This window comes from Dolichospermum sp. DET69 (assembly GCA_017355425.1).
Classification (GTDB): domain Bacteria; phylum Cyanobacteriota; class Cyanobacteriia; order Cyanobacteriales; family Nostocaceae; genus Dolichospermum.
On record CP070233.1, the window covers coordinates 830402 to 850092 of the forward strand.

28 protein-coding genes and 2 pseudogenes are annotated in these 19691 nt (G+C 37.7%); 20 read left to right on the top strand and 10 right to left on the bottom strand.

The features are described 5' to 3' along the window. The first annotated feature begins 6 nt into the window (after positions 1 to 6). The 11 genes and pseudogenes from EZY12_04025 to EZY12_04075 all read left to right on the top strand — a co-directional run bounded on the left by EZY12_04025 (position 7) and on the right by EZY12_04075 (position 5011). Positions 7 to 456 (top strand): nucleic acid-binding protein, encoded by a 450-nt coding sequence (locus tag EZY12_04025; GenBank protein QSX68863.1) that lies wholly within the window; start codon positions 7 to 9, stop codon positions 454 to 456. A 132-nt stretch (positions 457 to 588) separates the two neighbouring features. Next, positions 589 to 789: a type II toxin-antitoxin system HicB family antitoxin gene (locus EZY12_04030; protein QSX68864.1), complete on the top strand. Its 201-nt coding sequence runs from the start codon at positions 589 to 591 to the stop codon at positions 787 to 789. A gap of 51 nt (positions 790 to 840) precedes the next feature. Next, a pseudogene (locus EZY12_04035) lies at positions 841 to 1083 on the top strand (XisH protein). Then, positions 1071 to 1412 (top strand): XisI protein, encoded by a 342-nt coding sequence (locus tag EZY12_04040; protein ID QSX68865.1) that lies wholly within the window; start codon positions 1071 to 1073, stop codon positions 1410 to 1412. The pseudogene EZY12_04035 and the gene EZY12_04040 overlap by 13 nt, the downstream one beginning before the upstream one ends. A gap of 131 nt (positions 1413 to 1543) precedes the next feature. Next, positions 1544 to 1774, top strand: a complete 231-nt coding sequence (locus tag EZY12_04045; protein ID QSX68866.1) for a CopG family transcriptional regulator — start codon at positions 1544 to 1546, stop codon at positions 1772 to 1774. Beyond that, positions 1761 to 2120, top strand: coding sequence for a type II toxin-antitoxin system PemK/MazF family toxin (locus EZY12_04050; GenBank protein QSX68867.1), 360 nt, complete (start codon positions 1761 to 1763; stop codon positions 2118 to 2120). Before EZY12_04045 ends, EZY12_04050 begins: the two co-directional genes overlap by 14 nt. Before the next feature lie 168 nt (positions 2121 to 2288). Then, positions 2289 to 2621 carry a DUF433 domain-containing protein gene (locus tag EZY12_04055; protein ID QSX68868.1) on the top strand — a complete coding sequence of 111 codons (333 nt, stop codon included), beginning with the start codon at positions 2289 to 2291 and terminating at the stop codon, positions 2619 to 2621. Beyond that, positions 2618 to 2977, top strand: a complete 360-nt coding sequence (locus EZY12_04060; GenBank protein ID QSX68869.1) for a DUF5615 family PIN-like protein — start codon at positions 2618 to 2620, stop codon at positions 2975 to 2977. Before EZY12_04055 ends, EZY12_04060 begins: the two co-directional genes overlap by 4 nt. A gap of 162 nt (positions 2978 to 3139) precedes the next feature. After that, positions 3140 to 3442, top strand: coding sequence for a hypothetical protein (locus EZY12_04065; protein ID QSX68870.1), 303 nt, complete (start codon positions 3140 to 3142; stop codon positions 3440 to 3442). Positions 3443 to 3454: 12 nt separating this feature from the next. Next, positions 3455 to 3869 (top strand): annotated as a pseudogene (locus EZY12_04070) (type II toxin-antitoxin system VapC family toxin). Positions 3870 to 4147: 278 nt separating this feature from the next. After that, positions 4148 to 5011 (top strand): hypothetical protein, encoded by an 864-nt coding sequence (locus tag EZY12_04075; GenBank protein ID QSX70503.1) that lies wholly within the window; start codon positions 4148 to 4150, stop codon positions 5009 to 5011. Here EZY12_04075 and EZY12_04080 read toward each other — a convergent pair. From EZY12_04080 to EZY12_04090, 3 genes are all read right to left on the bottom strand, one after another. Next, a complete protein-coding gene (locus EZY12_04080; GenBank protein QSX68871.1) occupies positions 4986 to 6299 on the bottom strand; it encodes a site-specific DNA-methyltransferase in 1314 nt (437 codons plus the stop codon). The two genes, EZY12_04075 and EZY12_04080, sit on opposite strands and share 26 nt — an antisense overlap. A gap of 123 nt (positions 6300 to 6422) precedes the next feature. Then, positions 6423 to 6818 (bottom strand): type II toxin-antitoxin system VapC family toxin, encoded by a 396-nt coding sequence (locus EZY12_04085; protein QSX68872.1) that lies wholly within the window; start codon positions 6816 to 6818, stop codon positions 6423 to 6425. Between the two features lie 3 nt (positions 6819 to 6821). After that, positions 6822 to 7043: an antitoxin family protein gene (locus EZY12_04090; GenBank protein QSX68873.1), complete on the bottom strand. Its 222-nt coding sequence runs from the start codon at positions 7041 to 7043 to the stop codon at positions 6822 to 6824. A gap of 416 nt (positions 7044 to 7459) precedes the next feature. Between EZY12_04090 and EZY12_04095 the strand changes: the two genes are divergently transcribed. Together EZY12_04095 and EZY12_04100 are read left to right on the top strand one after the other, a co-directional pair. Further along, on the top strand, positions 7460 to 7690 hold the full coding sequence (locus EZY12_04095; protein QSX70504.1) for a DUF433 domain-containing protein: 231 nt from the start codon (positions 7460 to 7462) through the stop codon (positions 7688 to 7690). Between the two features lie 13 nt (positions 7691 to 7703). Then, positions 7704 to 8066, top strand: coding sequence for a DUF5615 family PIN-like protein (locus EZY12_04100; protein ID QSX68874.1), 363 nt, complete (start codon positions 7704 to 7706; stop codon positions 8064 to 8066). Between the two features lie 303 nt (positions 8067 to 8369). Here the strand turns inward: EZY12_04100 and EZY12_04105 are convergent, their stop codons facing one another. The 6 genes from EZY12_04105 to EZY12_04130 form a co-directional block, all read right to left on the bottom strand. Then, a complete protein-coding gene (locus EZY12_04105; GenBank protein QSX68875.1) occupies positions 8370 to 9023 on the bottom strand; it encodes a hypothetical protein in 654 nt (217 codons plus the stop codon). Beyond that, the gene (locus EZY12_04110; GenBank protein ID QSX68876.1) at positions 9011 to 9457 is read right to left on the bottom strand and encodes a DUF488 domain-containing protein; all 447 of its coding nucleotides are present in this window, start codon (positions 9455 to 9457) and stop codon (positions 9011 to 9013) included. Before EZY12_04110 ends, EZY12_04105 begins: the two co-directional genes overlap by 13 nt. Next, positions 9450 to 10109: a DUF488 domain-containing protein gene (locus EZY12_04115; GenBank protein QSX68877.1), complete on the bottom strand. Its 660-nt coding sequence runs from the start codon at positions 10107 to 10109 to the stop codon at positions 9450 to 9452. Before EZY12_04115 ends, EZY12_04110 begins: the two co-directional genes overlap by 8 nt. A 121-nt stretch (positions 10110 to 10230) precedes the next feature. Next, complete coding sequence (locus EZY12_04120) at positions 10231 to 11634, bottom strand: NAD(P)(+) transhydrogenase (Re/Si-specific) subunit beta (protein QSX68878.1); 1404 nt, start codon at positions 11632 to 11634, stop codon at positions 10231 to 10233. Beyond that, a complete protein-coding gene (locus EZY12_04125; protein ID QSX68879.1) occupies positions 11631 to 11924 on the bottom strand; it encodes an NAD(P) transhydrogenase subunit alpha in 294 nt (97 codons plus the stop codon). The genes EZY12_04120 and EZY12_04125 overlap by 4 nt, the downstream gene beginning before the upstream one ends. Before the next feature lie 179 nt (positions 11925 to 12103). Next, entirely contained in the window at positions 12104 to 13258 is a 1155-nt protein-coding gene (locus tag EZY12_04130; GenBank protein QSX68880.1) for a Re/Si-specific NAD(P)(+) transhydrogenase subunit alpha, read from the bottom strand. A 513-nt stretch (positions 13259 to 13771) separates the two neighbouring features. Between EZY12_04130 and EZY12_04135 the strand changes: the two genes are divergently transcribed. From EZY12_04135 to EZY12_04165, 7 genes are all read left to right on the top strand, one after another. After that, a complete protein-coding gene (locus EZY12_04135; GenBank protein QSX68881.1) occupies positions 13772 to 14284 on the top strand; it encodes a DUF2808 domain-containing protein in 513 nt (170 codons plus the stop codon). 183 nt (positions 14285 to 14467) lie between these two features. Continuing rightward, entirely contained in the window at positions 14468 to 14602 is a 135-nt protein-coding gene (gene rpmH, locus EZY12_04140) for a 50S ribosomal protein L34 (protein QSX68882.1), read from the top strand. A gap of 27 nt (positions 14603 to 14629) precedes the next feature. After that, positions 14630 to 15019, top strand: a complete 390-nt coding sequence (locus EZY12_04145) for a ribonuclease P protein component (protein ID QSX68883.1) — start codon at positions 14630 to 14632, stop codon at positions 15017 to 15019. Further along, complete coding sequence (locus tag EZY12_04150; protein QSX68884.1) at positions 15006 to 15392, top strand: PH domain-containing protein; 387 nt, start codon at positions 15006 to 15008, stop codon at positions 15390 to 15392. The genes EZY12_04145 and EZY12_04150 overlap by 14 nt, the downstream gene beginning before the upstream one ends. 246 nt (positions 15393 to 15638) lie before the next feature. Beyond that, entirely contained in the window at positions 15639 to 16784 is a 1146-nt protein-coding gene (gene yidC, locus EZY12_04155) for a membrane protein insertase YidC (GenBank protein ID QSX68885.1), read from the top strand. A gap of 2 nt (positions 16785 to 16786) precedes the next feature. Further along, positions 16787 to 17302 (top strand): RNA-binding protein, encoded by a 516-nt coding sequence (locus EZY12_04160; GenBank protein ID QSX68886.1) that lies wholly within the window; start codon positions 16787 to 16789, stop codon positions 17300 to 17302. Between the two features lie 91 nt (positions 17303 to 17393). Beyond that, positions 17394 to 17897, top strand: a complete 504-nt coding sequence (locus EZY12_04165; GenBank protein QSX68887.1) for a DUF177 domain-containing protein — start codon at positions 17394 to 17396, stop codon at positions 17895 to 17897. Between the two features lie 405 nt (positions 17898 to 18302). Here EZY12_04165 and EZY12_04170 read toward each other — a convergent pair whose 3' ends face one another. Continuing rightward, positions 18303 to 19673 (bottom strand): cobyrinate a,c-diamide synthase, encoded by a 1371-nt coding sequence (locus EZY12_04170; protein QSX68888.1) that lies wholly within the window; start codon positions 19671 to 19673, stop codon positions 18303 to 18305. Positions 19674 to 19691 lie beyond the last annotated feature (18 nt).

Here is a 19691-nt window from a genome sequence, read left to right on the forward strand (position 1 = left end):
AATAAAATGAGTAAGGTTATTGTTTTAGATTCTGCACCTGTGGGATTGGTTACTAATCCTAAAGGAAATCCTCTAGCTGTGCAATGTCAAGAATGGTTTTATAGTCTTTTTGAAAGAGGTTATGAAGTCATTTTACCAGAAATTATAGATTATGAAATTAGACGAGAATTATTAAGAGCAAATAAGTTATCGGGAGTTAGAAAACTGAATCAACTTAAATCAGAAATTATTTATCTTCCTATTACCACAGAAGTAATGTTAAAAGCAGCAGAATTATGGGCTGAAGTGAGAAATCAAGGTAAATCTACAGCAGATAATAAAGCTTTGGATGGTGATGTTATTTTAGCTGCTCAATCTATTTTAGTTGCTAATTATGGAAATGAGGTGATGATTGCCACGAGTAATAAAAAGCATCTTTCTCTTTTTATTGATGCTAGAGAATGGGGAGAAATTTAAACGGTGAGAGCAATAGCGAAGCGCTTCGCTATCGCATCCCCCCAACTTCCCAAACAGCGATTATTCATCTTTATTAAACTGGTACATCTGACTGCCCCTGCGGTAAAATATCCTTAGTTCAAGGAATTGGTTATGAAAATAAAAGCAATTATCTGGGAAGAAGACGGTGTATGGTGTGGTTCTGTACCAGCTTTACCAGGATGTCATACCTGGGGTGAAAGTTATGAACATTTATTAGAAATGTTGAAAGATGCTGTTCAAGGTTGGTTAGAAGTTGCTAGTCAGCAAGAAGAAGTTGAACCACAAAAACAGTTGATTGAGTTATCTTTATGAAATCCGTTTCTGGTAAGTCTCTGTGTAAGATTGTGGAACGCTATGGATGGAATCAAGAGTTTTCTTAGTCCTTCTCCCATGAGAGATTTTGAACTGGCTTTAGGGCAATATATTTTATATCGTAATTTAATTAACCTCACAGAACCAGACTATACGATTTATTTGGCTATTAAAGAAAGTACATACGAAAACTTTTTTACCAAAGATTCAATTAAAGAAATTGTTCAATTAAATCAAATTTTGATGATTGTAGTTAATGTCGAAAAAGAGGAGATATTACAATGGATAAACTAAAACAATATCAAATAGCAATTAAACAAGTTCTCACAGAATATCATAATTGGGTTTCTGGTGCAGCGAATTTAACTGATGAAAGTTGTTTGATTTTTGATGATAATAATTATCACTATATTTGGTGTTTTTTGGGTTGGGATGGCAAAAAAAGAACCAATAATATCCAAGTTAATATCAGAATTAAAAATGATAAAATTTGGATTGAAGAAGATTGGACTGAAGAGGGAATAGCTAATGAGTTAATGAAGTTAGGTATTTCTAATCTTGATATTGTTTTAGCATTTCATCCTCCTGAAGAAAGGAAATATACTGCATTTGCTATTGCTTGAATAAATATTTTGCTGTGATCGCACTCCCTCAACTTCCCAAAAGCGATCTCAACCCCTCAAAATCTCTTTTTACCTCACGCAATGTCAAAAAAGTGGTATGATTGATTGGTAAGATGAATAAGTCATACATAATGATGAAAGTCACAATTACTTTAGAAGAAGACATTCTCAGATTTATTGATCAACAAGCAAAAGGTAATCGTAGTGCCTATATCAATGCACTATTAGCAGAACAAAGACGCAAAATTTTAGAAGCAGAAATAATTGCTGCACTCCAAGAAGATGCGAAAAATTTAGAATATCAAAATGAGATTTCTGCTTGGGATAATGTAGCTGGAGATGGTATTAATGCCAGAGGGTAATTTAACTTATAAACGGGGTGAAATTCGCTGGGTAAATCTTGATCCAACGGTGGGAGCAGAAGCACAAAAAATCCGTGCTTGTTTGATAGTTCAAAATGATATTATGAATCAATATGGATTATTAACAATTGTGATGCCATTTCGACCAGGAAGTAAGCAAAGTCCCTATATTGTCAATGTCAAAGCAACAGCAACTAATGGATTAGATAAAGATCGTTTTATTGATGTTTCTCAAATTCGTTCTGTTGATTATCGTCGGGTTTTAGGGTTGGTGGGGATTTTAGAAGTTGAATATTGGGAAGAAATTCGTACTGCTTTGGATGTGGTTTTGGGATTTGGGGTTTAAGTTGAGCGAACTGACAAGTCAGCGTTTGCGCTATCTATCGCACCCCTCCAACTTCCCAAACAGCGATTCCTAGGTCGCGCTTCGCTATCGCACTCCCTTAACTTTCCAAAAAGCATATAATGACTTATAATAAATTAATATGGCAACAAAATTTGTAGGGTTAGAGTAATGCAATTAGAAGGTTATTTTGACTTTATCTCAGAGAGAGATATTCGACTGAAAGGACACCGTATTGGTATTGATAATGTACTTGATTATTATTTAGAAGGATATACACCAGAAGAAATCGGTGCTAATTTTCCTGATTTGAGTTTAGAGCAAATTTACGCGACCATTACTTATTATTTACATAATCGTCCTCAAGTTGATTCTTATCTTTCTAATTTGGCAAAATATCGAGAAAAACGTTATCAAGAATCAATTACTCATCCTTCACCTTTGTTACAAAGATTGAGAAAGTTGAAAAGTGCAAAATTTCAACAGCAGGTAACTGTATTGTGAAAGTGCGTTTTTTACTTGATGAAAATTTGCCACCCCGTCTAAAATTAGCTATTTTAAGGTTAAATTCCGAAATAGATATTTTGCGTGTGGGTGAAGATAATGCACCACCAACAGGTACTTTAGATCCTGAGATTTTGCGTTATTTACAATTATCTCAAAGAGTTTTAGTAACAGATAATCGTGCTAGTATGCCAGGACATTTGGAAGTACATTGGGGAGAAGGTGGTCATATTTGGGGTTTATTTTGGTTGCGTCCCCGAATACCAATAGCAAAAATAGCACAGGATCTTGTGTTTGTTTGGGAAGCTACAGAAGCGGAAGAATGGATTGATAAGTTGGAATGGATTCCATTTTAAGGTAAAAGCGATTCCTAGGTCGCGCTAGTTCCCTCTGGGACGCTCCGCGAACGCTATCGCACCCCCTCAATCTCCCAAATAGGGATACTTTGGGTAAGTTACACTTGCTAATTCTGATTTGATATACTGATAATATGTAAAAATAATCAAATCTAGTATTTTATGATTAATAATCACCAACTAATCACAGAAACATCCTCAACTACACCCTGGAACGATTTATTATTAGAAATTGCCCAAACTCCAGAAGAATATATACCAGAAATATTGGAAATTGTCCGTTTATTTCGTCAAAATTTGATCAATAAACCAACAACTTTCATAAACACAGAAAAACACAAATTAAACTGGCAAGAATTTATTAATCAAACAGCAGGAAGTTGTGCTGATGATCCAATTATTCTAAATGATTTAGGAATTGATGATAGCTTAGATGACAGTTTAGAAGAAATGATTAATTGTTAGGAATACAAACTGATGAAATATTTATTAGATAGTAATGTTTGTATTCAATATCTTAATCAAAGATCAGAAAAGATCATTCAGCGTCTTCAAGATTTATCCGATATAGATATAGTAGTTTGTTCAATAGTGAAAGCTGAACTATTTTATGGTGCAATTTTATGGTGCAATGAGAACTCATAATCCTGCGAAAACTCTGCAAAAGCAGCGGGAATTTTTAGATCGTTTTGTTTCTTTGAAGTTTGATGATGAATGTGCTGTAATTTATGGTGAAATTCGTAGTAAATTGGCTACTAAAGGTACTCCTATAGGAAATAATGATTTACATATTGCTTCTATTGCTATAGCTAATAATTTAACTTTAATTACTCACAATACTAGAGAATTTAGTAGAATTGATAATTTAAAATTGGAAGATTGGGAGATTTAATAAATACAGATAAATAGCGATTCCTAGGTCGCGCTTCGCTATCGCACCCCCTCAACCCTCCCAAACAGCGAACTGACAAGTCAGCGCGTGCGCTATCGCATCCCCTCAACTTCCCAAACATCTCTTTTTTAACAAGCCACGAAGAGAGCGATCTTTGGAAGTTTCGGATATAGCATACTTATAGGTGAGTAACTACTGCTTTTTTAACAAAGGCATGGACAAAAATACCACTATTGCTTATATTAATAACCTGTACTGTTTATGAGAATAAGGAAATAATTTTGACCACGTTTGCTAGTTACAAAGCAACAGCATCTAATTGGATTACTATATTTGATTCACCTTTCTATCCAGATTCCTTAGATGAAGCTAAAATTATTTATGAGAATGTGTTATTGCGTTTTACAGAAGTTGTAGAACAAGCTAAAAATTCTGCAAATTTACTTGAAATTATCACTAAAGAGCCTGATCCTTTGCGAATTCAATTACTCAGAGTATTTCGTAGATATGTCTCTCCAGATACATCAGTTGAAATGACCAAAAAGAAAAGCAAAATACCTGATATCATTAAGGACTTTGGCTATAGATTTCGTCCAATAGAGCAAGTAAAACAAAATTTGCAAAGTCGTCCTATACCTGATGAAACTCTCATGGCAATACTTTTAGAGCAAAGTACGCGAGGACAAAAAGGTTATGACTTAACAGAAAGTTTTTTCTTATGGTTTAACAAAGTATTTAATAAGGATTATTTAATTCGTGGACCTGTTCGTGCTGGAAGAGATGTAATGCTAAATGAAGTATTAGATAACTGGCAATATAAAACTCCAGCGGATATGTTGATATCCCGCTTAGATGGTACTCCATTGGTAGTTGGATTTGCTCGTTATGACTCCGATAGAGGAGGTTCTCAGGAAGATGATAGAACAGGTGGCAATCGAGATAAAATAACAGAAATTTTGGGTTATGCTAAAACATACAATTTGCCATTAAAAGTATTGATGCTGAATGATGGTCCTGGATTACTTCTAGGTTCTATGTGGAATGATTACGCTAATTTAGAACAATATGGACAAGGTAGAGTGATGGTTTGTACTTTGAAAATGTTAGAGGAGAGATTTACACAAAGCTGGTTAGATAGTTAAGTTTACTATTCCAATTTTTGATGATTTGATCAGAAATTAACGCTAAACTTTCTGATTCTTCACTATACAAGTCTAAACCTGTTTTTAAAATTCTATTAAAGTCAATTAAGTTTATTTGTTTATATTTACAACTACCATTTTTGCCATTGACAAAATCACCCATTGCTTCACTACCATTAACTAAACGTTTAATTATAGTATCAATAGATAATGGAGAATTATCAATACCTATCCATTTTCTACCTAATTCTTCAGATACAGTTAGAGTAGTTCCACTTCCTGCAAAAGCATCTAAAACAATATCTCCTGGATTTGATGAAGCCATAATTATCCGTTTCATCATTTCTGAATTTTTCTCCGTTGGATAACCAGTAATTTTAATATTTTGATTGTGAGCGTCTTTAAAATCAAGCCAAATATCTTGAATTGAAATACCCTGACTATTATCTAAATATACTTTTCTTCTGGGATTACCTGTTGAAGACCAATATATTTCTCCCCTTGTGTCCATTTCATCCAAAGTTTCTGGTATGTATTGCCAATGTTTACCGGGAGGTGGTGACATACCCCTCCAAGGTTGACCAGTTGCTCCTTTTCTTACTCCTGGAGCATGAATAGGAACTTTTTTATATAGTCTTCCTGTTCCTTCTTCCACATATTGATATTCTTTTTTAATCGAGTCTTCTGTCCAAGCATCAAAAGGTTGATTCCATACATAATTATCTGTTTTTGTATAAAAAAGAATAAAATCGGCAACATTACCATATTGTTTGCGTGTATAGTTTTTAGGATTACATTTTTTTCTAGTAATCCAATTACGAAAATTTTTAACTCCAAAAATTTCATCCATGATAATTTTGACAGTACAAGCCATTTTTTCATCTAAATGTACATAAATAGAACCTTCTTCTGATAGAATTTCTCTAATTAAAATAAGACGTTGACGCAAATATTCTAAATATTCTGCACCTTCCATGAGATCATCATAAGCATGATTGCTATTACGAGACTCAAAACTGCTACCTGTGGAGTATGGAGGATCAATATATACTAAGTTCACTTTTCCGGCAACATTCTCATTATTTAATAATGTGCGAAGGACGTTTAAATTATCTCCATATACTAGTTGATTTCTAGGATATCCTTCAACGCTAATTATATGATTTAACTTAGCTGGCTGAATTTTCAATATATCTTCTATAGGCATTTTTCCTTCATATTCAATTCGGAAAGATGTTGTATTTTGTTTATGATTACGCCCATTTTTACTAGGTATTCCTGTTGCCATATTGTTTAAAATTTTGACTTTTTTATAATTATACTATAGCGATCGCACCCCTCAACCCCCCAAACAGCGATTCCTAGGTCGCGCTTCGCTATCGCTATCCAGAGAAAAAAGAAAAATGATACATTACGGAACGACTTGAAAAATACCAAATTGACGAAAATGATAATCAAATGAAAATGCTTGGATAATATCTAACTTTTCCATGATAACTTTACTACTACAATCTGTGAAACTCCATTCTTTGTCAGAATAATCACGAAAAATCCGCCAAGTTAGGCGAGTATCTTCTTCTGTTAAATAATATATAGTTGCTAACTTACCTGAGAAGAAAGCTTCACCTAAAATAATTGCTCTTTTGGTTTCTCCTCTTGCTCTTAATAAAGTTAATGTTTCATCAATTACATAATCAGTTGTTACTAAAGAATCTGTATTATTAGTTAACCATAAAATAGCGTTTTTATGGTTGGAATCTGAAGGAACAACACTAGCAAACCAAGCACCCGTATCTACAAAAATCATAACCTATTGACAATATAAAACTTGATCATGATCTTTGCCATCAAAAGGATCTGTTTTACCCTCTAAAGGAAGTTCAGCAATCTCTTGTAAAATTTCTAATGTTTTTTTCTGTTGATAATTAGATTCTAGAGGAATGATAATTACTTGTACTTTACTTCCTTCTGCTAGTTTTATCGGTTGTGATAATCTCAATGTTCCTTGTTCATAAATGGCTTCTACTGGCATAGAATTTATCCTGGAATTGATTATTTAAATTATAGCACTATCTCCTAAATCCCCATCATCCTCAAACAGCGATTCCTATGTCGCGCTTCGCTATCGCACCCTCTCAACTTCCAAAACAGCGATTCCTACGGAGCGCTTCGCTATCGCACCCCCTTAAATCCCCAACATCCTTTTTTAACGAACCACAGAGACACAGAGGACACAGAGAAAGAGCGATCGCACTCCCTCAACCTCCCAAAAGCGATTCCTACGGAGCGCTTCGCTATCGCATCCCTCCAACTCCCCAAACAGCGATTCCTACGGAGCGCTTCGCTATCGCACCCCCTCAACTTCCCAAATGATTATTCAGCGTCTTTAAATATATAGATTTTCGTAAATTTATGATACAATCAAAAATATTGCAAATAAGTAATTCTATGTTAAATTTAGAAAGGATTACATTTGATCCGCAAATCATGGCAGGACAAGCTTGTATTCGGGGGATGCGAATACCTGTTTCTTTAGTGGTAAATTTAGTAGCTAATGGAAAACCACTAGAGGAGATTTTAGAAGAATATCCTGATTTAGAAGCTGATGATATTCGTCAATCTTTGCTTTATGCAGCGTGGTTGACTCAAGAAAGGGTTTATTCTTTTAAAACTGCGTAATATTAAAATTAAAATGAAGTTTTTAGCTGATATGGGAATTTCACTACGGACTGTAGTTTGGTTGCGTAGTGCTGGTTATGATGTGGTGCATTTGCGAGAACAGGGTTTGCAAAAACTACCAGATTATGAAATTTTAATTAAAGCTTGTGCCGAAGAGCGAATTATATTAACTATAGATTTAGACTTTGCTCAACTTTTAGCTGTGAGTGGAGATAGTTTACCCAGTGTAATTTTATTTCGGTTAGGTAATGAAAATTATCATGTAATTAATGAATGTTTAACAACAATTTTGAGCCAATGTCAGGAAGATTTGGAAGTGGGATCAATTATTTCTGTAAATAATGAAACTTTTCGTGTTAAGAGATTACCCATATAGAAGAGCGATTCCTACGGAGCGCTTCGCTATCGCATTCCCTCAAATCCCCAAACAGCGATCGCACCCCCTCAACCTCCCAATACCCTTTTTTAACGAACCACAGAGAACACAGAGTAAGAGCGATCGCACCCCCTCAACTCCCCAAAAGCGATCGCACTCCCTCACTCCCCAAACAGCGATTCCTACGGAGCGCTTCGCTATCGCACTCCTTCAAATCCCCAAACAGATATCGCATCCCTTCAACTTCCTAAACAGCGATCGCTATTCCACTTTACAAGAAAGAAAAGACAAGAAAGAAAAGTATTATATTACACCTGCTATTAGTTTCCAGCAAGGAGCTTCTCCTTCCCAATCATTGTGCTTCCAAGGCATACCCAAACTAACTGTTACTAGATAATAATCATCATCTGTGATTTCATATCCCGCTTCCAATTTTTCAACAAATATAGGATCGGTGATTTTAGCATTTGTCAACTTTTGACCATAAGCAGTTTCTAGTGTACCTTTCCAGTTATTTGCTCCGTTACACTGTACAGAAAAATTAACAACATGAATCAGTTGCAATGTACTTCTTTGTTCAAAAGGTAGAGAGTTTAGATAAGATGGTTCTACATATTTAATTGAGTTATGAAGAATATAAGAATTGTTACTACAATATTGAAACAAATCTTCTGGTTTTGCTTTACCTACGAGTTGCCATTTTTCCGGTAAGATAGTGAGGTTTTCACTTTCAAACCCAAAGTTTTCACCTGTGTCTGCTAGTGGAATCTCTAGAATGTCTAATAATTCTGGTTCTCTTCCCTCCACGAGTCTAATATCTCTTGGGACTCGACCATCATTATATTGATCACTTACAGGACGAATCCAATTACCAGTATCCAAATCAATCCCAGCAATGCAACGTTCTTGATTTTTCCAAGAATTAGCAAGACAGACAATTTTCTTCACAGATGACATATTTTGACATTTCCCCACTTGGTACTTAAATATTCTGCCACTAATCGGCGATGACAGTAATGGGGTTTGGCCTCGCTACACAAAAGACATCCACCATCTAATAGTTCTGGTCTAACTTTTTTTTCAATTTCTCTTTCTGTCATTAGATGAAGAAATTTCTGCTCATAAACTGACCACTCACCTTTATTTTTCTTATATTCATCTAAAATATCTTTTGTAGGTGCTAGTTCAAGAATATGGACGTATTCAATATTACCAAGCTTTTTCAGAAAATATTCTAAGTCTGTTTTCTTGGCAAATCCTGCTAATTGAGAGACATTATTCAATCGTGTATCAATAACGCGCTTAACGCCAGATTTAACAAGAGTATCAAAGAATTTCTGGGCAGTTTTTTGGGTAAAGCCGATTGTGAATAAGTCAACGGAATTACTCATATTCATTTCCTTTTTTTTCTACATAAGCAACTTCATCACTTTGCAACCTGTAAGCCTCTTTTATAGACTCTTCCCTTGAAAGTGGATTGGAAGGTTGACGATTTTGTGAATTATCAGAAAAGAGAGATAATTGCACTGGTGCTGCTACAAGAGCTAATGGCTTTAAACCATGTCTAGCTAATAATCTGTCTTCAAGTTTATAATGTGATTCTAAGTCACCATTACTTTTAATATGATTGATTTCTAAATTACGCTCATTTCGTAAATGTTGACAAACTAAAATCGCGCGATGGCAAACAATGGGATCTTTTTCCGCGCACATGAGAGCAATACTATAATTTTTCAACCCATCAATTACACGTTGAATTCCTTTTTTAAATAATTCAGTAGCGGCAATTTTTTCATATACAGCTTTACCATCAACATAACATTCTGGGTTTTTTGGTCTAGCACCTAGTTCTTGTCCTAAAAATACATATTTTATCTTTGCGCTTTTAAGTGACTCTTTAATTAGTATGCTGTTAAAATGAGGTAAATATCGGCTATAAGGATGCGATCGCACGTCTGCCAATGCTGTAACATTATGCTCTAGCAAAAGCTCAATAAAAGTTTCTATACTATGATTTGAATGACCAATAGTAAACAGTTTCATATAGTTATAGGATCATCTTTTTTGTGGAGTCCTCTAAGAGATATCGTAAGAAACAAAACTCTCTGCTCCTCTGCGTGGGTAAGGGCATAGCAATGATATACCCTTAACTCCTAACTATAACCTAAAGTTGCTTCACCTCACTAACCAACTTAGCCACCATATCCTTAGCGCTACCAAACAACATCGTCGTTTTAGCCTTATAAAACAACTCATTATCAACACCAGCAAAACCAGCACTCATACCGCGCTTAATCACAATAGTTTGCTTTGCGCGATCAACCTCCAAAATCGGCATCCCATAGATAGGACTATTCACATCACTACGCGCCGCCGGATTGACCACATCATTAGCACCAATCACCAACGCCACATCAGCCTGTTCAAACTGGGGATTAATATCCTCCATATCATACAACTGCGTATAGGCCACATTAGCTTCTGCCAATAATACATTCATGTGTCCCGGCATTCTCCCCGCCACCGGATGTATCGCATATTTCACATCCACACCCATGCGTTCAAGTTGATCTGCCAACTCCCGGACGCTATGCTGTGCCTGAGCAACCGCCATACCGTAACCTGGGACAATCACCACAGAACGCGCATAACCCAACATCATCGCCCCTTCTTCGGGATCTATACTGCGAACAGTTTGATTACTTGCACCAGCCGCAGCCCCACCAGTAGCAGTAGAAACTGAACCAAAAGCACTAAATAGGACACTGAATAAAGACCGATTCATGGCCTTACACATAATCTCAGTCAAAATCAGACCGGAAGCGCCCACCAAAGCCCCAGCGATGATTAACATATTATTCATCACTACAAAACCCGCCGCCGCCGCCGCCACACCTGATAGAGAGTTTAACAACGAAATTACAACGGGCATATCACCGCCACCAATAGGCAGTACAAACATCACCCCTAACACCAAAGAAACAGCCACCACCGCTAAAAAGATGGGTAAACTATCCGGTGACATGATTAAATAGGCACTTCCCGCTAAATAAGCACCTAACAGTAACAGGTTAACAGGTTGTTGCAAAGGAAAAGTAATGGGAGTACCACGGACTAAACCTTGCAATTTGGCAAAAGCCAGAAAACTACCGGTTAATGTCACACCACCGATTAACACATCCAATAACATGGAAATGTTGACATCGAGGGGGATAGGTTGAGAACTTCCTAACAACCGCCAAAATTCCGCCACAGCGATAAGTGCAGAAGACGCACCACCCAACCCGTTGAGTAAGCCCACCATTTGGGGCATTTGGGTCATTTCTACCTTATAAGCGATAACAGCGCCAATAATAGAACCAATAGCCAAACCTACCAAAATCATCTCGTAATTTAATACTTTTTGATCTAGCATTGTGGCAACAATAGCTAATAACATTCCCACCGCAGCGACAAGATTACCGTTTCTGGCTGTAGCTGGAGAACCGAGCTTTTTCAAACCGAGAATAAATAATGATGCAGCGACTAAGTAGGTTAGCTGAATCCCAGTTGGTAAAAAGTCGCTCATGCTTTAATTTCCTTTTTTTTAAACATTTGCAACATTCTGTCAGTGACTAAAAAACCACCGACTACGTTAACCATTGCCAATATCACCGCAATTAAACCGAGAATTACGGATAAATTGGTGTTTCTTTCCCCAGCAGCGAGAATTGCACCAATTACCGAAATCCCGGAAATGGCATTGGAACCCGACATTAAAGGAGTGTGTAATGTGGGGGGAATTTTGTTAATAACTTCAAAGCCGATAAAAGAGGCTAAGACAAGTACAAATAAAGCTGGAACTAATGCTTCTGTCATTTCGATTTTGGATTTTTAAGTGAATACCAACAGATAAACTATCTATTGTGGGATGGGCTTCTAGCCCGTCCAAGGGCAGGCAAGATGCCTACCCCACAAAAAAACTCTCTCAAACTCGCATTCCTCTGCGAACTCTGCGCCTCTGTGGTTCGTTATTCCATGAATTTTATTCATGGAAACTAAACCGCTACCGTCTGCAAAGCGTCCTTTACTCGTTGGTTTCTAATTTCTCCACCATGAGTAACACAAGCAGCATCAACAATGTCATCACTAAAGTTGATTTGTAATACTTTATCTTTAATCAACAGTTGCATTAATGAGGTAACATTCTTTGCATAAAGTTGACTAGCGTGTACTGGCATAGATGAGGGTAAATTAATTGGTCCAATAATGGTTACACCGTTCCAAATAATATCTTTACCTGCTTCTGTACAAGCGCAGTTTCCACCTTGGTCAGCAGCTAAATCCACAATTACTGAACCTGGTTTCATCTGCGCTACCATTTCCTCTGTGACGAGAATGGGCGCTTTTCTGCCTGGTACTTGGGCTGTGGTAATGACGATATCGGCGTTTTTGACGTGGTGGGCGACTACTTCCTGGGTACGCTTTTTACTAGCTTCGGATATTTCTTTGGCGTAACCACCGGCTGCAACGGTTTCTTCTTCCAGTTTGACTTCGACGAATTTCGCTCCTAAGCTTTGCACTTCTTCTTTGACGGCTGGGCGGATGTCAAAGGCTTCTACTACTGCTCCTAGTCTTCTAGCTGTAGCGATCGCTTGCAATCCGGCTACACCAGCACCCATAATAAATACTTTAGCTGGGGGAATAGTCCCCGCCGCAGTGGTCAGCATGGGGAAATATTTCGGTAATGCCGCCGCCGCAATCAATACGGCTTTATAACCCGCTAGTGAGGCTTGGGAGGACAAAGCATCCATGCTTTGCGCTCTGGTGGTACGGGGGATTAATTCCATACTCAAAGCTGTAATTTGCCGATTTGCCAATTGTTGGGCAATTACGGGATTTCCCAGGGGATTGAGGAAGCTAATTAATACAGAACCAGATTTGAGTAACTCAATTTCTGATCTTCCATCTTCTCTGGTTTGGGGTGGGCTAACCTTGAGTAAAATATCTGCTTCACTCCATAATTGGGCAGAATCATCACTAATCCTTGCCCCTGCGGCTTCATAATCAGCATCACTGAAAAATGCTTTTTCTCCCGCTCCTGCTTCTACCCAAACTTCTAAACCTTGTTTGACTAATTTAGCTACGGTATCGGGAATTAAAGCTACACGCCGTTCACAAACTTCTATTTCTTTAGCAACTGCTATTTTCATGCAATCTCCTAGATGTAAATACTTAACATTACCCGTTAACTCTGAATACTTTTTAAATCAAATTAGTATCATTTAGTTGATGAGATGATTAACCATGAATTACCTTTGTAGATAGAACTTGCCAATTTTTGTTTTTGCTATCTTTGTTGTTTATTCACAAACTCAACCTAATAATATGCAGATATCATCCTTACAAAATGGCTATAGTAAAATTAGTTATCGCACATCCTATGCCAATATCTACATTTTGGATATTGTTCTTCAGATTATTTTATATTTGGGAAAAAACTCACTCTGGAATTCTTAATCATTTAATATATACTTGGATATTGATAATTAGTCATAAAAATTATCTTCTAGATAACAAAATTAACTCTAAATAACAGTAATCTTACTTTGTGGAGAGAATTTTTGACTAAAATGGCACTTTCATTTCTAACTAACGTCTATTGTAGTAAAGTTTAGTTACAAATACTAACGCTTAGTTACAAACGCTCAAGGGAAACCTAATTTATGAAACGCCTACTTTCTGCCTTAACCGTCACTGGCTGTTTATTAACAGGCTTGACAACTCCGATTTTAGCGCAAAGTTTACCTGGATTAACACTTTTTAGCGGTGTCAAAAGAGAAAATCAACTGCCCTACCGCTTAGATTTTGGCGGACAAACCAATAGCACTGATCGTTATATATTAAAAGTTCCCGCCCAAAAAATGAAATTGGCAGTGGCTCAATTTGCCATTAGCTATCCTGATTATTACAAGGGAACTTTTGATCCCAAAAATATTGAAGTCCTAGTTAAAGGTAAAAAAGTCGCCCTATCTGAAGTCAAATGGGATAAAGAAGGAGGGGTGATTAAAATATTTCCCGAAGAACCAATTCCCGCCGGTCGCAAAGTAGAGTTAGTCTTATCCAACGTTGAAAATCCAGCCTTTGGAGGGGTGTTTTATTTCAGATGTCAAGTTCTTTCCCCAGGTGATGTACCATTACTGCGTGATCTCGGTACATGGATTATCAGTATTACCTAAGAAGGGAACAGGTCATATATCATTACTAATGACTAATGACCAATGACTAATGACTAATGACTAATGACCAATGACTAATGACTAATGACCAATAACTCCATCCAGAATTATGTTTTATTGCCTGTAAAGTGGTAAAATATCGGATTGTGACTTTTTATGAAAATCGCCTAATAGGAGAACAGTATGCAAAGCACACTAGGCGGCACTTGCCGTAAAAGAAAAAGAACATCAGGATTTCGGGCCAGAATGCGGACACCAGACGGCAGAAACGTGATTAGTGCTAGAAGAAGAAAAGGACGGCATCGTTTGAGTGTTTAGGGTAAAATTCGACAATTAAGAACTGTTGTGGCTTTGCCCAAAGCATATCGTCTCAAATCCCGTCAGGATTTTCAGGCAGTTTTCCGGGAAGGAATTCGGCGACATAGTTCTCATTTCACATTGAGAGCCTTAAAACCTCCTCTTTCCACAGAACCTTCTTTGGATACTGCCCCCCCTGTTACAAAAATTGGTATTGCCATTAGTACAAAAGTAAGTAAACGCGCCGTTGTTCGCAACAAAATAAAAAGACAAATGACAGCAGCATTACATCAATTGTTGCCAGAATTAGTCCCAGGATGGCGGCTAGTATTAATTGTGAAAACAACAACAGCAAAATCTGAGTGCGAAACTCATAAATTTCTGCAAGAATTAAAGCAGTTGTTGGCACAAACTGAGGTATTAAATGGGAATTCGTGAAGAAGTTTATTATGAGGGTGGTCCCCACATTGGGGATTTGATTATCAACCTGCTGATTGGACTAACGGTGGTGGGTATCCCCCTAGCTGTTGGGGCAATAGTCAGGGCTGTGTGGCTACGTTTCCGCATCACAGACCGACGGGTATGTGTGACGGGAGGTTGGATGGGACGCGATCGCTATGATGTAATTTATTCAGAAGTGATGAAAGTTGTCAAAGTTCCCCGTGGCATCGGTCTATGGGGAGATATGGCAATTACCCTCAAAAATGGTACCCTCATAGAAATGCGGGCTATTCCTAACTTTCGGGAAGTCTATGACTACATTAATGAAAGAGTTGCTGCGAAAAATCCCCAATATAGCAGTTCTAAATAAGTCATTTGTCCAGAGCGTTAACATTCACATTTTTAGCTAATGTGCTGCTATCCTTAGCTTGCGTAGCTTGTGGATAGTCACAGCAATGCTTAACAAAAACCTCTACAATATAGAGCAAAAGCTTAGGAGAGAATCGCCTCTAGCATAGAAGGGCAACTAACTATAGTCAGAGGATAGGCTCAATTAAGCATCTCACTCCTAAACGGGGTGAGAATGTCAAAGTACCGCAGGTTGAATTCACAAATAATGGATTTTGGTATTGGGTTTCTCTCGAACAACGTGATGTTGCCAATCATAGACCTTTTCTATGGTTTTGTCCCTAGCTATGGGTTGGCGATAGTAGCATTAACATTGATTATCCGCTTTGCACTCTATCCTCTGAGTGCTGGCTCTATCCGCAGTATGCGGCGGATGCGAGTCGTGCAGCCTCTCATGCAAAAGCGCATGGCAGAAATCAAAGAACGTTATAAAGACGATCAGCAAAAGCAACAAGAGGAAATGCTCAAGGTCCAAAATGAATTTGGTAATCCCTTAGCAGGATGTCTGCCTCTCCTCTTGCAAATGCCAGTATTATTAGCACTATTTGCCACTTTGCGGGGTTCACCTTTTTCCGGAGTCAACTACTCCGTTAACTTGCAAATCTTCCCTGAAGAACAAATCGAGCGCATTCAACCCCAAGCCTTTGCTACTTCCCCACAAAATATTTACATTGCTGATGGGGAACACTCTCCCATCTCTGCCATCTTACCGGGTGGTAATAAGTTAACAGTGGGAGAAAAAACTAAGATTCAATATCAAACCGTAGAAGGTAAATCATTTGATTCCCTCTTAGTAGAACACCCAGAAGCTAAGTTAACTCCTGAATGGAAAATCATGAAAGGGGAAGAACGGGTCAAAATTGATGCCGAAGGTAATATAGAAGCCTTAGAACCCGGAGACGTGACCATTCAAGGCACAATTCCCGGATTAGCAGCAGACAAAGGATTTCTCTTTATAGATGCTTTGGGCAGAGTCGGTGCTATTGATCCTGATAACACAGTTCATTGGGATATTGTGGGAATGATTGTCTTCTTTGGCATCAGCCTTTATGTCAGCCAAATGCTGTCTGGGCAAAATTCCAGCGGTGGCAACCCTCAACAAGATACAGTCAACAAAATTACCCCTGTTCTCTTTTCTGGGATGTTTTTATTCTTTCCCCTCCCGGCTGGGGTACTTATGTATATGGTAATTGGTAATGTTTTCCAAACCGTCCAAACCTATATCCTCTCCCGTGAACCTCTACCAGAAGAAATTCAAAAAATCGTAGACTTACAGGAAAAAGAAGCACAAACCATCGACGTAAAAGCGTTGCCATTTGAACCGAAAAGTTCTAAGAAAAAGGCTACTGGTTGATTATGAGCGACATTTCTATGCAAAGTAGTGAACAATGGTTACAGAATTTGCTACTTCTAATTGGTGTATCTACTCAAGTACGGGCTAATTTAGAAACTACCCCATCTTCTGAGCAAGATGTACCAGCGGGAGAAAGCTACTGGTTGACAATAGAGCAAACTAATTTAACATCAGAACAAATTAGGATTTTAATTGGTGCTGGTGGTTCGGTGATAGATGGAATTCAGTATCTAGCAAATTCCGTTCTCAACTTGAATCAACCAGAAGAAAATCAGATAGCCTACACAATTGAATTGAGTGGTTATCGTGCCAGACGAGAATCTGAAATCCGGACTCTAGCAGAAAATGCTGCCGCAGAAGTCCGTTTTTCTGGCAGAGAGGTAGAACTTCAATCTCTGAGTTCTTTAGAACGCCGACAAATCCACACATTATTGCAGGAGTTTTCTGATTTAGAAACCTTCAGTCGTGGTAAAGAACCCTATCGTCATTTAGTTGTTCGTCAAGCTGTTACACCGTAATTAGGGAATAGGGAATAGGTGATGATTTTATCAATCACCATTTACCCATTACCCATGATTAATTTTTTTGTAAGGGTATTTCACAAATCCTATGGACGCTATTTTTATTCCGCAGCTAACCAAAGCCCCGGAGCGGACAGAGGAAATTCAAGTTCAAGAGTTTCTGCCTGGATTAGAAACATTGACACCAGTTCGCGGAGTTATCCAAGTTAAACATCAGGGTAATTACTTGGAAGTTTCATCTCAGGCAGAAGCAATTGTTACTTGTACCTGCAATCGCTGTTTGCAGCAGTATAACCATCGTCTGGTTCTCAATGCTCAGGAAGTGATTTGGTTAGATGAAACCGCTAATCAAACGGAAGATTTGCCTTTAGAAATGGAAGTGGCTGTAGAAGATTTACTGGAAACTTTAGCACCTGATGGTAATTTTGATCCCGGTGAATGGCTCTATCAGCAGATGTGTTTAGCATTGCCACAGCGTCAATTATGTAATATCAATTGTCCAGGTATTTTGGATGCTTCTGTGTCTGAAAAACCTACTGATAGCCGTTGGGCTTTATTAGATGCTTTGAAAAAACAACTTCCAGATAATTAGTAAATTTACTATTGGGTGCGTTATGGCGTAATTATTTATGGCTTATTGATACTCTCAGGGAACCAATCCACTGAGAGTATTTAATCTAAGTAGGTTAGCATTAAAAATTGTCGTTATGGCAAGGCAAGAGGCAAGAGGCAAAAGGCAAGATTGAAGAGGGTTTGGGCGATTTTACTTTTCTTTACACAGATTGGTTTTATTCTGTTCACCTACTTAAGACATGACTTCCTCCACAAAAAAGATAAACTGCTTGCAGCAGCACTAGTTCCCTCCGGGACGCTCCACTTTAGCGGAAACTTTCGCTTTAGCGATACACTATGCAATTCTGTGGGATGGGCATCTGGTCCCTCCTGATATGATTAGCAGCCAAGATGCCTGCACCACAAGAAATTTTGGGATATTTTTTTATTTGGAAGTCTCCAAACATTCTTGCAGAAATCTTTGGGGAATTTCTTGACTTCCTCCCCAGTGTTGATGAATATAAGAAGCATGAACATTAGGTAAACACCAACCTTCAAAACCTGTATTTTCATCACAATCATAGCGATAGGTATTAAATAAAGGTTTTTGAGAATTAGTGATTAAATGAGAACGATGAAATTCATGTCCAAAAATATTTTTATTGACATCAAATAAAAAATTATTTTCTAAAACCACTGCGCGACGATATCCTAAAGTTAATCTTTTATCCATTTGTGCAGAAGTGGGTAATATTCCCACCATTGGCCAAGAGTTACCATCAAAATCAATAATTTGCTCACATAAATACATCAATCCCCCACATTCAGCAATTGTGGGTGTTCCTGCTAAAATTGAGTTTTTGACTTCTTGAATCAGGCTAATATTTGCAGCTAATTGTGGTGCAAAGACTTCAGGAAAACCACCACCAAAATACATTCCTTGGATATCTTTTGGTAATTGGGAATCATTTAATGGACTCCAGAATACTAATTCTGCTCCTAATTCTGCTAGTAAATCCAAGTTATCTTGATAATAAAAATTAAAGGCTTGATCTCTGGCAACAGCAATTCTAACAGAAGAATTTTGACTTTTGACCTTTGATTTTTGACTTTTGAAAGGTGCTGATTTTAAAAGTGGTAGGAGTTTATCCCAATCAAAATAAACATCACCTAAATCTGCTAGACTATTAATTATTTGATCTAATTCTGCTAATTCTGCTGTGGGAATTAAACCCAGATGACGGTCAGGAATGGTAATATTATCCTGTCGTCGTAAGACACCGAGTATGGGTAATTGTAGCGGGGCAAGGGAAGATTTTAATAATGATAAATGTCGCTCACTGCCAACGCGATTCAATACCAAACCGGCAATTTTAATTCTACTATCTAAAGAACAATAACCGTGAGCAATTGCGGCTACTGAACCCGATAAACGACTACAATCAATTACTAATATTATCGGTATATCTAATAATCTGGCCACGTGCGCTGTACTAGCAAAGTCTGTTTTCCCGTTGGTATTTGCTAACTGGCCAATACCATCAAACAAACCCATTACACCCTCAACTAAAGTATATTCAGACCGGGGAGAATAATGGTTAAAACATTGCTGAACATAACTTTCTGAAGTTAGCACAGTATCCAAATTTCGACAGGGCAGACCAGTAACATATTGATGAAACATAGGATCAATATAATCGGGTCCCACCTTAAAAGATTGCACCTGGACATCACGACGACGTAAAGACGCTAAAAGAGTAAGTGTAACTGTTGTTTTTCCGACTCCGCTCCGTTCTCCAGCAATAATTATAGACATAGATTTAGAATTTAGAAT

Coding starts and splice junctions, on each gene's coding strand:
- EZY12_04050 (QSX68867.1), top strand. CDS start 1,761: ATGCCAGAGGGTAATTTAACTTATAAACGGGGTGAAATTCGCTGGGTA.
- EZY12_04045 (QSX68866.1), top strand. CDS start 1,544: ATGATGAAAGTCACAATTACTTTAGAAGAAGACATTCTCAGATTTATT.
- yidC (QSX68885.1), top strand. CDS start 15,639: ATGGATTTTGGTATTGGGTTTCTCTCGAACAACGTGATGTTGCCAATC.
- EZY12_04150 (QSX68884.1), top strand. CDS start 15,006: ATGGGAATTCGTGAAGAAGTTTATTATGAGGGTGGTCCCCACATTGGG.
- EZY12_04095 (QSX70504.1), top strand. CDS start 7,460: ATGTTAAATTTAGAAAGGATTACATTTGATCCGCAAATCATGGCAGGA.
- EZY12_04055 (QSX68868.1), top strand. CDS start 2,289: ATGCAATTAGAAGGTTATTTTGACTTTATCTCAGAGAGAGATATTCGA.
- EZY12_04065 (QSX68870.1), top strand. CDS start 3,140: ATGATTAATAATCACCAACTAATCACAGAAACATCCTCAACTACACCC.
- EZY12_04135 (QSX68881.1), top strand. CDS start 13,772: ATGAAACGCCTACTTTCTGCCTTAACCGTCACTGGCTGTTTATTAACA.
- EZY12_04040 (QSX68865.1), top strand. CDS start 1,071: ATGGATAAACTAAAACAATATCAAATAGCAATTAAACAAGTTCTCACA.
- EZY12_04090 (QSX68873.1), bottom strand. CDS start 7,043: ATGCCAGTAGAAGCCATTTATGAACAAGGAACATTGAGATTATCACAA.
- EZY12_04085 (QSX68872.1), bottom strand. CDS start 6,818: ATGATTTTTGTAGATACGGGTGCTTGGTTTGCTAGTGTTGTTCCTTCA.
- EZY12_04105 (QSX68875.1), bottom strand. CDS start 9,023: ATGTCATCTGTGAAGAAAATTGTCTGTCTTGCTAATTCTTGGAAAAAT.
- EZY12_04030 (QSX68864.1), top strand. CDS start 589: ATGAAAATAAAAGCAATTATCTGGGAAGAAGACGGTGTATGGTGTGGT.
- EZY12_04125 (QSX68879.1), bottom strand. CDS start 11,924: ATGACAGAAGCATTAGTTCCAGCTTTATTTGTACTTGTCTTAGCCTCT.
- EZY12_04115 (QSX68877.1), bottom strand. CDS start 10,109: ATGAAACTGTTTACTATTGGTCATTCAAATCATAGTATAGAAACTTTT.
- EZY12_04025 (QSX68863.1), top strand. CDS start 7: ATGAGTAAGGTTATTGTTTTAGATTCTGCACCTGTGGGATTGGTTACT.
- EZY12_04100 (QSX68874.1), top strand. CDS start 7,704: ATGAAGTTTTTAGCTGATATGGGAATTTCACTACGGACTGTAGTTTGG.
- EZY12_04120 (QSX68878.1), bottom strand. CDS start 11,634: ATGAGCGACTTTTTACCAACTGGGATTCAGCTAACCTACTTAGTCGCT.
- EZY12_04130 (QSX68880.1), bottom strand. CDS start 13,258: ATGAAAATAGCAGTTGCTAAAGAAATAGAAGTTTGTGAACGGCGTGTA.
- EZY12_04160 (QSX68886.1), top strand. CDS start 16,787: ATGAGCGACATTTCTATGCAAAGTAGTGAACAATGGTTACAGAATTTG.
- rpmH (QSX68882.1), top strand. CDS start 14,468: ATGCAAAGCACACTAGGCGGCACTTGCCGTAAAAGAAAAAGAACATCA.
- EZY12_04080 (QSX68871.1), bottom strand. CDS start 6,299: ATGGCAACAGGAATACCTAGTAAAAATGGGCGTAATCATAAACAAAAT.
- EZY12_04170 (QSX68888.1), bottom strand. CDS start 19,673: ATGTCTATAATTATTGCTGGAGAACGGAGCGGAGTCGGAAAAACAACA.
- EZY12_04165 (QSX68887.1), top strand. CDS start 17,394: ATGGACGCTATTTTTATTCCGCAGCTAACCAAAGCCCCGGAGCGGACA.
- EZY12_04110 (QSX68876.1), bottom strand. CDS start 9,457: ATGAGTAATTCCGTTGACTTATTCACAATCGGCTTTACCCAAAAAACT.